At 68.7% G+C, this 13027-nt stretch carries 11 protein-coding genes, 1 tRNA gene and 1 pseudogene; 3 read left to right on the top strand and 10 right to left on the bottom strand.

The window, feature by feature from the left end; all coding sequences use genetic code 11:
* Nucleotides 1-310 precede the first annotated feature (310 nt).
* The gene (gene gndA, locus JWP54_RS09735; protein WP_297371057.1) at nucleotides 311-1765 is read left to right on the top strand and encodes an NADP-dependent phosphogluconate dehydrogenase; all 1455 of its coding nucleotides are present in this window, start codon (nucleotides 311-313) and stop codon (nucleotides 1763-1765) included.
* Nucleotides 1766-1866: 101 nt separating this feature from the next.
* On the opposite strand, the gene JWP54_RS09730 is transcribed toward gndA, so the two are convergent.
* Nucleotides 1867-2823: a hypothetical protein gene (locus JWP54_RS09730; protein WP_297371054.1), complete on the bottom strand. Its 957-nt coding sequence runs from the start codon at nucleotides 2821-2823 to the stop codon at nucleotides 1867-1869.
* Between the two features lie 183 nt (nucleotides 2824-3006).
* Nucleotides 3007-4287, bottom strand: a complete 1281-nt coding sequence (locus JWP54_RS09725) for an APC family permease (RefSeq protein ID WP_297371051.1) — start codon at nucleotides 4285-4287, stop codon at nucleotides 3007-3009.
* 88 nt (nucleotides 4288-4375) lie between these two features.
* Here JWP54_RS09725 and JWP54_RS09720 point away from each other — a divergent pair, with 88 nt between their 5' ends.
* Nucleotides 4376-4738, top strand: coding sequence for a hypothetical protein (locus JWP54_RS09720; RefSeq protein ID WP_297371047.1), 363 nt, complete (start codon nucleotides 4376-4378; stop codon nucleotides 4736-4738).
* Nucleotides 4739-4804: 66 nt separating this feature from the next.
* Here the strand turns inward: JWP54_RS09720 and JWP54_RS09715 are convergent, their stop codons facing one another.
* From JWP54_RS09715 to JWP54_RS09705, 3 genes are all read right to left on the bottom strand, one after another.
* Nucleotides 4805-5782 (bottom strand): ribose-phosphate diphosphokinase, encoded by a 978-nt coding sequence (locus JWP54_RS09715; protein ID WP_297371042.1) that lies wholly within the window; start codon nucleotides 5780-5782, stop codon nucleotides 4805-4807.
* A complete protein-coding gene (gene glmU / locus JWP54_RS09710; RefSeq protein WP_297371039.1) occupies nucleotides 5783-7207 on the bottom strand; it encodes a bifunctional UDP-N-acetylglucosamine diphosphorylase/glucosamine-1-phosphate N-acetyltransferase GlmU in 1425 nt (474 codons plus the stop codon).
* Between the two features lie 65 nt (nucleotides 7208-7272).
* A tRNA-Gln gene (locus tag JWP54_RS09705) sits at nucleotides 7273-7344 on the bottom strand.
* Between the two features lie 104 nt (nucleotides 7345-7448).
* On the opposite strand from JWP54_RS09705, the gene JWP54_RS09700 reads away from it, so the two are divergent.
* Nucleotides 7449-7940, top strand: coding sequence for a MarR family transcriptional regulator (locus JWP54_RS09700; protein ID WP_297371035.1), 492 nt, complete (start codon nucleotides 7449-7451; stop codon nucleotides 7938-7940).
* Here JWP54_RS09700 and JWP54_RS09695 read toward each other — a convergent pair.
* The 5 genes and pseudogenes from JWP54_RS09695 to JWP54_RS09675 all read right to left on the bottom strand — a co-directional run.
* Complete coding sequence (locus JWP54_RS09695; protein ID WP_297371032.1) at nucleotides 7937-8599, bottom strand: methionine ABC transporter permease; 663 nt, start codon at nucleotides 8597-8599, stop codon at nucleotides 7937-7939. The two genes, JWP54_RS09700 and JWP54_RS09695, sit on opposite strands and share 4 nt — an antisense overlap.
* Nucleotides 8599-9639 (bottom strand): methionine ABC transporter ATP-binding protein, encoded by a 1041-nt coding sequence (locus tag JWP54_RS09690; protein ID WP_297371029.1) that lies wholly within the window; start codon nucleotides 9637-9639, stop codon nucleotides 8599-8601. Before JWP54_RS09690 ends, JWP54_RS09695 begins: the two co-directional genes overlap by 1 nt.
* Nucleotides 9640-9711: 72 nt before the next feature.
* Nucleotides 9712-10566, bottom strand: a complete 855-nt coding sequence (locus tag JWP54_RS09685; protein ID WP_297371060.1) for a MetQ/NlpA family ABC transporter substrate-binding protein — start codon at nucleotides 10564-10566, stop codon at nucleotides 9712-9714.
* Nucleotides 10567-10899: 333 nt separating this feature from the next.
* On the bottom strand, nucleotides 10900-12705 hold the full coding sequence (locus JWP54_RS09680; protein ID WP_297371026.1) for an ABC-F family ATP-binding cassette domain-containing protein: 1806 nt from the start codon (nucleotides 12703-12705) through the stop codon (nucleotides 10900-10902).
* Between the two features lie 52 nt (nucleotides 12706-12757).
* Nucleotides 12758-13027 (bottom strand): annotated as a pseudogene (locus tag JWP54_RS09675) (4-(cytidine 5'-diphospho)-2-C-methyl-D-erythritol kinase); the annotation flags it as partial.

Below are 13027 nucleotides of genomic sequence, written 5' to 3'. Positions count from 1 at the left end.
TCGGAGCGAGTCCGGGGGTCGGTCGGCGGGGAGTCCGGGGGTGCGTCCGGCCGGGGGGTGTCCGCACGTGTGTCCGCAGGTGTGTCCCCCTCGTTGGCGAGCGTCGGCGTCGAGTCAGGCGGAACCGCGCATCACGGCGGCGGAATGAGGAGTGCGCACACCCGCTTGTGCGCATGTTCGTTTGCTAGCGTGGACAACGGTCCGGCCGTTCGCGGCGCACCACCAGTCGTTGCGTCTCCCGAGTCTCTTCCCGGGAGGCGAGCCCTTGGTTTCGTTCCTCATCACGTAGGCGTACAGGAGACTATTCACCATGGATTCACCGCAGGCAAAGGCAAACATCGGCGTTATCGGCATGGCGGTGATGGGCTCCAACCTCGCCCGCAACCTCGCCAGCCGTGAAGGCAACACCGTCGCCGTCTACAACCGTTCGCCCGAACGCACCCGGCTGCTCATCGATGAGCACCCCGAGGCCGGCTTCGTGGCCTCCGAGAGCATCGAGGAATTCGTCGCGTCGCTGAAGACCCCCCGCACCGCCATCATCATGGTGCAGGCCGGCGCGGGCACCGACGCCGTGATCAGCCAGCTGACCGAGCTCTTCGAGCCCGGCGACATCATCGTCGACGGCGGCAACGCGCTGTTCACCGACACCCTGCGCCGCGAGAAGGCCGTCCGCGAGACCGGCATCAACTTCGTCGGCGCCGGCATCTCCGGTGGCGAAGAAGGCGCCCTCAAGGGGCCGAGCATCATGCCCGGCGGTTCCGCCGAGGCGTACGTCACCCTCGGCCCGATCCTCGAATCCATCGCCGCGGTCGTCGACGGTGCGCCCTGCGTCACCCACGTCGGCACCGACGGGGCCGGCCACTTCGTCAAGATGATCCACAACGGCATCGAATACGCCGACATGCAGCTCATCGGCGAGGCGTACGACCTCATCCGCCGCGGAACCGGCAAGACCCCGGCCGAGATCTCCGAGATCTTCACCGAGTGGAACAAGGGCGACCTCGAGAGCTACCTCATCGAGATCACCGCGGAGGTCCTCAAGCAGGTCGACGCGAAGACCGGCAAGCCGCTTGTCGACGTCATCCTGGACGAGGCCGGCAGCAAGGGCACCGGCGTCTGGACCGTGCAGACCGCGCTGGACCTCGGCATCCCAGTCTCCGGCATCGCCGAGGCCGTGTTCGCCCGCTCCGTCTCCTCCAAGCCCGCACAGCGCGCCGCCGCCGCCGCGCTTCCCGGCCCCACCGCCAACCCGGTCGAAGACGTGGACGGCTTCATCGAGGGTGTCCGTCAGGCTCTCTACGCGTCCAAGGTGATCGCCTACTCGCAGGGCTTCGACGCCATCGTCGCCGGCGCCGAGCAGTACAACTGGGACATCAAGAAGGGCGAGATCGCGAAGATCTGGCGCGGCGGCTGCATCATCCGCGCCCGCTTCCTCAACCGCATCACCGAGGCCTACACCGAGAACCCGGGACTGGTCTCTCTCGTCACCGCCCCGTTCTTCACGGATGTCGTCGCCAAGGCGCAGGACTCCTGGCGCAACGTCGTCGCCGACGCCGCCCACGCCGGCATCCCCGCGCCGGTGTTCGCCTCGTCGCTGGCGTACTACGACAGCCTGCGTGCCGACCGCCTGCCCGCCGCCCTCACCCAGGGCCAGCGTGACTTCTTCGGCGCACACACCTACAAGCGCGTCGACATGGACGGCGTCTTCCACACCCTGTGGTCCGGCGACCGCACGGAGATCGCCACCGAGGGCTCCTCGCACTAGTCCACCGCAGCACCGCCCGGCGACTGTTGCCCGTGCGGACATTTGCGCCCGGTACACCGGGACCACTTGTCCGCACGGGCAACAGTTGTTTCGGCGGCCGATCAGCGGATGACCGGGAGCCCGGCGGCTTTCAGCATCCTGTCGAGCGCGGCGCGGTCGGATAGCTCGGCCGGGCCCCAACGCACCACCCGGAACCCCTCCGCCCGGAGGTGGTCCTCGCGCACCTTCTCGTCGACCACGACCTGGCCGGGCGTGCGCCCGCGCAAGAACTCTTCCTTGAGGTATTTTCCGCGTCCGTCGAGCTCTCCGATGAGCCGGAACTCGGGCCACTCGAAATCGGTGAAGTACCAGCCACCGCGCGGGTTGCGGTGCCGGCACTGCAGATCGGGGTCGGGGAAGCCCAGCTCGAAGATCGCGACCCGACTGAGCGACTCCCCCGGATTGTCGGCGTTCGGCCGCGCGAAGTCCAGCGCGCGCTGCGCCCTGGCGCTGCCCCGAACCGTGACACCGGTCGCCAGTAGCTCCGCCAGTTCGCTGGTGTAGACGAGCACCTCCGGAGCTGCCCGTCGTGGATTCATGCAGTGGTCGAGTGCCACCACGGCATCCGCGAAGCTGGCGGTCCTGGCCAGGTCAAGGAGTGTTCGCGCCGGGTTTGTTACGAGTACACCATCCAGTTCGACGACCTCGTCCCACTCGAACCCGGAGCGGTGCACGAATACGCCGTTTTTACTGCGTACTCGTGCGGACGGCACAGCCAGGACGTGCACGGCGCGCGGCCAGTCGGCTGCCAGGGGGATGCCCCACATCGCGGCCGCGGACTGGTGGCTGATCACTGGGTCGTGCCGCCGAGTCTCCACGACGGCCCGGATCCGGTCGAGGTACTGCTCGCGGCTGCCCAGCGTTCCCCAACGGTCCGCCGTGGTGAAGACGCCACGACGCAGCCGGGTGCCCTGCCCGCGGTCCAACGATCGGCGGAACTGCCGAGCGTCGCTGTCGGTCACCCGGAGGCTTTTCACGAGAAACAGGCCCGTTCGTGGGTCCAGCCGGTCATCTGTCATGTGGCGAGACTGGCAGCAGTGCTCTCGCCCACGCCCCGTCGCATGCTCCCGGTGGGTTCCGGCCGCCGAGTGCGGCTGTGGAGGGGCAGCGCGTCTGCGGCCTCGCGCTTCCAACTGTTCCCCCTGCGGACAATTGCACCCGGTGTGCCGGGACCACTTGTCCGCACGGGGAACAGTTGCGGGTCAGGGGCCGGCGGGGCGGGAGCGGCGCAGGCGAAGGTCCCGGGACAGTAGCCCGAGGGCGAGCCAGGCGGCCGCGGCGATGATGCCGGGCCAGGGCAGGGTCAGCGCCAGCAGCAGGCAGCCGGCCACACCGGCGACCTGCACCCAGCGGGGCAGCCAGCGCTGCTCGGGCGGTTGCCGCAGCGCGGCCAGGTGCGCGATCGCGTAGTACCCGAGCACCGCGCAGGCCGAGAATCCCACCAGCTGGGCGGGGTCGAGCACCAGCACCCCGAGGATCGCGACGAGTCCCATGGTCACCTCGGCCGTCACCGGGCTGCGCCGCACCGCCGAGATCCGGCTGAGCGCACCCGGCAGGTCGCCCTCCCGGGCCATGGCCAGCCCGGTGCGGCTGAGGCCGGCCAGGATGCCTGCCAGCGAGCCCAGGCAGGCCAGAGCAGCCAGCAGCCGGGCCAGGCCGGCCCACGGTTCCGCCCCGCCGACCAGGTCCGCCAGCGGCGACGTGGATGCGGCCAGGGTGGCCGGTCCGAGCACGACGACGCAGAGCCAGCCCACCACGCCGTAGATCACCAGGGCGAGGCCCAGGGCGATCAGGATCGCCCTGGGCAGGCTGCGGCGCGGGTCGCGCACCTCCTCCCCCAGGGTGGCCATGCGGGCATACCCGGCGAAGGCGAAGAACAGCAGCCCGGCCGACTGCAGGATGCCCAGCCAGCCGGAATCGAGCCACCCGCCGGGACCGACCATGGCGGGCAGGTCCCCGCCGACGAGACCGGCGCCTGTCACGATCACCAGCGCGGTCAGGCCGCCGAGCACCAGGAACACCACCACGGCGCTGAGCCTGGCGGTGCTGCGGATCCCGGCCAGGTTCACGGCGCCGAGCACGAGGATGGCTACCACGGCCACCGGCCGCGCCTGTTCCGGCCAGACATAGCCGCCCAGGATCAGCGCGATGGCGCCGGCCGACGCGGTTTTGCCGGCCAGGAACAACCAGCCGGCCGAGAACCCCCACCGGGCCCCGAGCGTCGCCCGCCCGAACGCGTACGCTCCGCCGGAGACCGGGTGGCTCATCGCCAGCTGCGCGGAGCTCAAGGCGTTGAGCGAGGCGATGATCCCGGCAATCAGCAAGCCGATGAGGAGGCCCGAGCCGGCCGCGGCCGCCGCCGGCACCCAGACGTAGAAGACGCCGGCGCCGATCATCGCGGCCAGGCCCACCACGATCGCGCTCCCGGTGCCGAGGTGCCGCCGCAAGCCGGACACGTTCTGCGATTCCATCGGACCAGTCACCCGACCAGCGTAGGCGAGCCAGGTGAACGGCGGGCATCCGGTCCGGCCTCCACCGGGGCCCCCTGGTCTGATTTACTGGATGGCATCCATGAGCAACGATCACCCCGAACTCTCCGGCTACGAGCCGCATGACTCCGCCCGGCCGCTCCGCGGCCGGCGGATGGTGCTGCTCATGCGCCTCGTGGTGCTCCTGGGGCTCGTGGCCCTGATCGTGCCCGGCATCCTGACCAGCCTGAGCATCGCCTCGGCCACCGCCGTCCGGGCCTGCACGCAGGCCGTGGCGCGGTACTACCCGCTCTCGGAGGGTCTGGACGCCCGGTTCGAACTGACCGGCGCCGGCGGCTTCGGCTGGCAGTGCTACGCGATCGACCAGAACGAGCGCCAGACCTTCGTCACACCGCTGGGGATCATCCCCGGTCCCTTCCGGCCGCCGGCCACCGGCGTCTCCTGACGAGAGGCATCAACACACCAGCCGGCCCCGAAACGGGACCGGCTGGTACTACAACGGGCGGATGCCTTAGGCGGCGCCCTCGAACATCGACGTGACGGATCCCTCGTCGAAGACCTCGTGGATGGCGCGCGCCAGCAGCGGCGCGATCGGCAACACGGTCAGCGTGGGGAAGCGCTTGTCCTCGGGGATCGGCAGGGTGTCGGTGACGACGACCTCCTGGATGGCCGGGTTCTGCAGCAGGTCCAGTGCGGGCGGGCTGAACACGGCATGCGTGGCGGCCACGACGACGCCCGTGGCGCCGGCGGCCATGAGGGCCTCCGCGGCCTGCACGATGGTGCGGCCGGTGTCGATCAGGTCGTCGACGATCAGGCAGACGCGGCCCTTGACCTCACCGACGATCTCGTGAACGGTGATCTGGTTGGGCACCAGCGGGTCGCGGCGCTTGTGGATGATGGCCAGCGGGGCGCCGAGCTTGTCGCTCCAGATGTCGGCGACGCGCACGCGGCCCATGTCCGGGGAGACGATCGTGAGGGTGGCCGGGTCGAGCTTGACCCGGAAGTGCTCGAGGAGCACCGGCATGGCGAAGAGGTGGTCGACGGGACCGTCGAAGAACCCCTGGATCTGCGCGGCGTGCAGGTCGACCGACATGATGCGGTCGGCGCCGGCGACCTTGAACAGGTCGGCGACGAGGCGGGCGGAGATCGGCTCACGACCGCGGCCCTTCTTGTCCTGGCGGGCGTACGGGTAGAACGGCGCGACCACGGTGATCCGCTTGGCCGACGCGCGCTTGAGCGCATCCACCATGATGAGCTGTTCCATCAGCCACTCGTTGATCGGGTTGGTGTGCGACTGGATGACGAAGGCGTCGGCCCCGCGCACGCTCTCGTCGAAGCGGGCGTAAATCTCGCCGTTCGCGAAGGTGCGTGCGTCAGTGGGGATCAGCTCCGAACCAAGTTCCGCGGCGATGTCGATCGCGAGTTGAGGGTGCGCTCGCCCCGAGATGAGCACCAATTTCTTCTCGCCGCTGCTCTTGATTCCAGGCACCTAGTCTCCGCTCTGTGACGCGGCTGTCGCCGCATCTGTTCCCGGCCGGTTGGTCTCTACCCAACCGACCATATTGCGTTGCGGAGCCACGTTGATCGCGAGCGCCCCGGCGGGAACGTCCTTACGGACGACCGTTCCGGCACCCGTGTAGGCTCCGTCGCCAATTCTAATCGGCGCGACGAACACGTTGTGCGACCCGGTGCGCACATGCGACCCGATCACGGACGGGTTCTTGTTCACGCCGTCGTAGTTGGCGAAGATCGTGCCGGCGCCGACATTGGAGTGCACACCGACGGTGGCGTCCCCGACGTAGCTGAGGTGCGGCACCTTGCTGCCCTCGCCGATGACGGCGTTCTTGGTTTCCACGAAGGTGCCGATCTTGCCGTCGGCGCCGAGCCAGGTGCCGGGCCGCAGGAACGCGAACGGGCCGACCATGGCGCCGTCGCCGATCACGGCGAGGGTGCCGTCGGTGCGCTTCACAACGGCGTTCTCGCCGATCTCGCAGTCGGTCAGGGTGGTGTCCGGGCCGATGATCGCGCCGGTGGCGACGGTGGTGGAGCCAAGGATCTGGGTGCCCGGCAGCAGGGTCACGTCGCTCGCAAGGGTGGCCTTGAGGTCGATCCAGGTGGTGGCCGGGTCCTGCACGGTCACACCGGCCAGCTGCCAGCCGCGCACGATCACGGCATTGAGCTTGGCCGCGGTGTCGCTGAGCTGAGCCCGGTCATTGATGCCGGCGACGAGCCAGGCATCCGCCACGGGAACGGCGCGCACCTCTGACCCGGCGGCGCGGAGCAGCCCGATCACGTCGGTGAGGTACTTCTCGCCCTGCACGTTGTCGGTGGTGAGGCGCGCCAGCTGGTCGCGCAGCTCCGAGAGGCCGAAGAGATAGACGCCGGCGTTGATCTCGTCGACCGCCCGTTCGTCGTCGCTGGCGTCCTTGTGCTCCACGATGCGGTCGAAGGTGCCGTCTTCGGAGCGGATGATCCGCCCGTAGCCGGCCACGTCGCCGGGGAAGGCGGAGAGCACGGTCGCGGACACGGCCCGTTCCCGGTGCGCCTCGATGAAATTGGTGAGGGTCGCGGCGTTCAGCAGCGGCACGTCACCGCTGATCACGAGCACGTCACCGTCGAAATCGGCGGGCAGCGCCGCCACGGCCTGCTCGACCGCGCGGCCCGTGCCGGGGATCTCGTCCTGGTCGACGAGCAGGCTCTCCGGCAGGTCGAGGGCCACGAGTTCGGCGAGGCGTTCGCGTTCGTGCCGCAGCACGGTCACGACGTGCGCGGCGTCCAGGGCCCTGGCGGTGGCGAGCACATGACTGATGATCGGCAGGCCGGCCAGCGGATGCATGAGCTTGGGCAGGCTGGACTTCATGCGGGTGCCCTGCCCTGCGGCGAGCACGATGACGGCGAGACGGGAATCGGTCACTGGTTTCCTCTCAACGGTGTTGTCACACACGGGGTGTTTTCACACCCCGTGTGCTCACACATGAGCTCCGCCGCCAGGACTCGAACCTAGACCTAACAGCTCCAAAGGCTGTCGTGCTGCCATTACACCACGGCGGATTGCGTCGGCGTGAGGCCGGGCAACGCAGTCAAGTCTGCCAGATGTGCGGGACTCCGGGCGTCATCGGCCCACCGGGGGCTCGGCGAAGCCGGATAATGATGGGATGCCCGCCCATGACGAAGTCGACCGGATCGTTGATGCCTGGCTTCGCGAGCGCCCGGACCTGGATTTCACTCCCCTGCAGGTGTTCTCCCGGGTGGCCCGGCTGAGCAAGCACCTGGACCGGGCCCGGCGTACCGCGTTCTCCCGCTCCGAACTGGACTCCTGGGAGTTCGACGTGCTGTCGGCCCTTCGCCGCGCGGGCGCGCCGTACGAGCTCAGTCCCAAGCTGCTGCTGCAGCAGACCCTGGTCTCCAGCGGCACGATGACCAACCGGATCGACCGGCTCGTCGATCGCGGCCTGGTCACCCGCCGCACCGACCCCAACGACGGCCGCGGCATCTTCGTGGGCATGACCGCGGGCGGCCTCACGCGGGTGGATGCCGCGATCACCCGCCTGGTCGACGCCGAGGCCGCCCTGCTGGAGAGCCTCTCCCCCGCCGACCAGGAGCGTCTCTCGGCGCTGCTGCGGAAGCTCAGCCTGGACTTCGACTAGCGCCTGAGGGCCTTGCGGGCCAGCCAGTTGCCGAGAAACTGCACCAGCTGCACGAAGACGATGATCAGCACCACTGCCGCCCAGGTGACGACCGGGTCGAACTGCCGCCAGCCATAGAGCAGGGCGAACGCGCCCAGCCCGCCGCCGCCGACGTAGCCGGCCACGGCCGACATGTCCACCAGTGCCACGAAGATGAAGGTGAAGCCGAGGATCAGCGGGCCGAGCGCCTCGGGCAGCAGCACCGTGAAGATGATCCGCACCGGCCCGGCTCCCACGCTTCGGGCCGCCTCGATCACACCGGGTGTCACGGTGAGCAGGTTCTGTTCCACGATGCGCGCCATCGCGAACATCGCCGCGAGGGCGATCGTGAAGATCATCGCGTTGTTGCCGATCCCGGTGCCCACCACGGCGCGGGTGAGCGGTTGCACGGCCGCGAGGAAGATGATGAACGGGATGGGCCGGATCGTGTTGACGAGCACGTTGAGCACCCCGAAGACGCCCCGGTTGGCCAGGATGCTGCCCGCGCGGGTGAGGTACAGGCCGAGGCCGACGATCAGACCCCCGAACCCGCCGAAGAACAGGGTGAGGCCGACGATGTAGAGGGTCTCGAAGGCTGCCTTCCAGAATTCGGGCAGCAGGTCGATGAGGGAGTCGAACATCAGCGCACCTCGGTGACGGTCGTGACCGCACGGACCCGGTCGAGCGCGGCGTCAATGGTCGCGTCCTCTCCGGTCAACGCGAGGGTGAGGTGGCCGAACGGACGGCCCTGGATTTCGTTGATGCCGCCGTAGACGACCTGGAAGGCGACCCCGTCCCTGGAGAACTCGCCGAAGACCCTGGTCTGGTCGACGGTGTCGTCGCGGAAGGCGAGGGTCACGATCCGGCCGGTGTGACGGGCGCGCAGCACGGCCAGTTCCGGTGCGGAGGGCACCCCCTTCACGACGGTGGAGACGAAACGTGCGGAGGCGGCCTGCACGGGGTTCGAGAACACGTCGAACACATCGCCGCGTTCGATCACCCGGCCCTGGTCCATCACGGCGACCTTCGTCGCCAGGGTCTGGATGACGTCCATTTCGTGGGTGATGACGATGATCGTCACCCCGAACTCGCGGTTGACCCGGCCGAGCAGCTCGAGGACCTCGTGGGTGGTCTCGGGGTCGAGCGCACTGGTTGCCTCGTCGGCCAGCAGCAAGGCGGGTGAGGTGGCCAGCGCGCGGGCGATGCCCACCCGCTGCTTCTGCCCGCCGGAGAGCTGGTCGGGGTAGGCGCCGGCCTTGTCGGCCAGGCCCACGAAGTCGAGCATCTCGGCGACCCGGGCGGCGCGGGCGGACTTGTCCCGGCCGGCCACTTCGAGCGGGTAGGCCACGTTCCGGGCCACGGTGCGGGAGTTCAGGAGGTTGAACTGCTGGAAGATCATGCCGATCCCCAGTCGCACGGGCCGCAGCTCGCGTTCGGGCAGCCCGGCGACGTCATGTCCGTTGATGAGGATCTGCCCGGCGGTGGAGCGTTCGAGCACGTTCACCAGACGCACCAGGGTGCTCTTGCCCGCCCCGGAGTATCCGATGATGCCGTAGACGTCACCGGCGTCGACCGTGAGACTGACGTCGTCGATTGCTGTCACATCCGGCGCGCCCTTGACGGTGGCCGGGTACACCTTGCTGACGTTTCTCAGTTCGACGAGTGGGGTGGGAGAGGACATGCACGATCCTTCGGTTGAAACGGGGAAAGGCCGGCCGGCCCGCACGAGCGGACCGACCGGCCGGAGTACTGCCTACTTCTGTGCTGCGGTGTCTTCCTCGACCGTGGCCAGGGCTTCCTGCAGGTCGGCCGCCGGCGTGGTGGCCAGCTCGGCGGATCCGCCGGAGACTTCGAGCACACCGTCGGTGACGGCCTTGGTGGTCTGGAAGATCTCGACCAGCTTGGCGTAGGTCTCGTTGTCAGCATCCTCGGCGCGGGTGGCGAAGACGTTCACGTACGGCAGCGCGGACTCGTCGGAGGGGTCGTCCTTGATCAGGGCGTCTTCGAACTTCAGGCCGGCCTTCTCGACGAAGTCGTTGTTGATGATCGCGGCGTCGACGTCGGGCAGCGACGTCGCGGTCAGCGAGGCCTCGAGGGCGGTGACGGTGACCTTGGACTTGTCGGTGTCGACGTCGTCGAGGGTGCTGAAGATCGAGCCACCGTCCTTCAGGGTCACCAGGTCGGCGCTTTCGAGCACCAGGAGGGCACGGGCCAGGTTGCTCGCGTCGTTCGGGATGGCGACAGTGTCGCCCTTGCCGAGGTCGGCGATGTCGGTCACCTTGGTGGAATACAGGCCGAGCGGGTAGATCGCCGTCGCGCCGATGGGCGTGAGGTCTTCTCCGCTGGAGACGTTGTAGTCGGCGAGGTAGACCAGGTGCTGGAACTGGTTGATGTCGATATCACCGTTGGTGAGGGCCGGGTTGGGCTGGGTGTACTCGGCGAAGTCCACGACCTCGATGCTGATGCCCTCTTCGGCCGCTGCTTCGGTGTAGTCGGCCCAGTACGGGTCGCTGGCCCCGACGACGCCGATCTTCACGGTCTCGTCACCGCCACCGGATTCACCGGCCCCGCCGGCACAACCGGCGAGCAGGGTCAGACTGGCTCCGATGGCCAGGGCGGACAGGACGCCCTTCTTCACGTTGTTGTTCTTCACGCTGTTCTCCACGTTTCGATCGCTGTGTGGATCCGCCTGGTGCAGGCGGATCGCGCCACTGTCGACACATTCGTTTCAGGCACAGGAAACACCGCGGAGGCTGTGCGCGCGGGAGTCTGTGCTGCAGCGTCGCGTGGCACTCCTCTACGGTAGCCGCAGCTCGCACGGCTCGTGGGCCACCAGGTCACAGAACGTCACAGGTTCTGCGACGAACGCCGCCTCGTCACAGGATCTGCGACCAGAGCGGCGTTCGGTCGAGGGCGTCGGCCCCCGGGTGAAACAAGTGACTCACTTCTCGAGCAGCACCGACAGTTCCACCCAACGGGTTTCGAAGCCCGCAACGGCGTCCTCGGCCGCGATGACCTCGGCCTGGAGTTTGCCCAAGCCGGTGTAGTCGCTCTGGTCGTGCGACGCGAGCGAGTTGTGCAGGTCCTTGATCTTCGCCTGCTGCTTGGCGACCTTGCGGTCGATGGAGGCGAGCTCCTTCTGGGCGTTCCGCAGCTCGGCGCCGCCGAGTGCCGGCTTGCCTGAACCTTTGACGGAGGCGGACGTCGGCGAGGCGGCATCCGCCGTGAACGAGCCGCCGGCGACCTGGCGCTTACGCAGCTCCAGGTACTGGTCGACGCCACCCGGCAGGTGGTGGAAGCCGCCGTCGGAGACCGCGTACTGGTTGTCGGTGACCCGCTCGATCAGGTACCGGTCGTGCGAGACCACGAGCAGCGTACCCGGGAAGGAGTCGAGCAGGTCCTCCATGGCCGCGAGCATGTCGGTGTCCAGGTCGTTGGTGGGCTCGTCGAGGATGAGCACGTTCGGCTCGTCCAGCACGATCAGCAGCAGCTGCAGGCGACGCTTCTGGCCACCGGAGAGGTCCTTGACCTGGGTGGAGAGCTGCGCGCTCATGAAGCCCATGCGCTCGAGCATCTGGCCGGGCGTGATCTCCTTGCCGCCGGCCATGTACGAGGTGCGCTGGCGGGCGATGACGTCGCTGACCCGGTCGTTGCGGATGTCGTCGAGCTCGAACAGCTGCTGGGTGAGCACGGCGACCTTGATGGTCTTGCCGCGCTTGACCTTGCCGGTGTCGGGCGTGAGGGTGCCGGCGACCAGGTTGAGCAGGGTCGACTTGCCGGCGCCGTTGACACCGAGGATGCCGGTGCGCTCCCCCGGCGCGATCAGCCAGGTGATGTTGTTGAGCACGGTCTTCTCGCCGAAGGTGACGGAGACGTCGACGAGGTCGACGACATCCTTGCCGAGGCGCTGCATGGCCATCGACTGCATGGAGACGGTGTCGCGGGGCGGCGGCTCGTTCTCGATCAGTTCGTTGGCCGCGTCGATGCGGAACTTGGGCTTGGCGGTGCGGGCGGGGGCACCCCGGCGCAGCCACGCCAGTTCCTTCTTCATCAGGTTCTGGCGCTTACCCTCCATCACGGCGCTCATCCGGTCGCGCTCGACGCGCTGCAGGATGTAGGCGGCGTAGCCGCCCTCGAACGGTTCGATCAGGCGGTCGTGCACCTCCCAGGTCATGTTGCAGACCTCGTCCAGGAACCACCGGTCGTGGGTGACGACCACGAGGCCGCCGGAGTTCTGAGCCCAGCGGTTCTTGAGGTGACCGGCGAGCCAGGCGATGCCCTCCACGTCGAGGTGGTTGGTGGGCTCATCGAGGAAGACCACGTCGTGGTCGCCGATGAGCACCTGCGCGAGCGCCACCCGGCGGCGCTGGCCACCGGAGAGGTCGTCGACGAGGGTGTCCCAGGGGATGTCGCGCACGAGGCCCGCGATGACGTCGCGCACCTTGGCGTCGCCGGCCCAGACGTGCTCGTCGATGCCACCGACGATGGTGTGGCCGACGGTCTGGCCGTTGACGAGGTCGTCGGACTGGTCGAGCACGCCGATGGTGACGCCGCGGCGGCGGGTCACCCGGCCTGAGTCGGGCTCCATGCGGCCGGCGAGCAGGCGCAGGAGGGTGGACTTGCCGTCGCCGTTGCGGCCGACGATGCCAATGCGGTCGCCCTCGTTCAGTCCGGCGGTGACGCTGTCGAAGATCACGCGGGTGGGAAATTCAAGGTGCAGGGACTCGGCCCCGAGCAAATGTGCCATAGGGTTCGAGCCTAGCCGTCGGAGCTGGGAGCCGGAACCGCGCGGCCCGCGGCTAGGGGTGGATGATGCGGGCGCCGTGCACCGGGCCGGTGGCTCGCAGCACCCGGAGGCGGGCAGCGCTCAGGGCCACCTGCAGTTCCAGGCTGGCGTCGAGGTCTGGCACCAGGAACGCCACGGTGGGGCCGGAGCCGGAGAGGATGCCCGCCAGGGCGCCGTTGGCCTCGCCGAGCTCGAGCACCGTGGCGAGGCCGGGGGCGAGCTGCAGTGCGGGCGCATGCAGGTCGTTGTGCATCGACTCGGCGAGCATGGCCGGGTTGCCGGC

It is taken from the genome of Cryobacterium sp. (genome assembly GCF_025463825.1).
Lineage (GTDB): Bacteria > Actinomycetota > Actinomycetes > Actinomycetales > Microbacteriaceae > Cryobacterium.
This window is presented reverse-complemented; position numbering and strand designations above follow the sequence as displayed.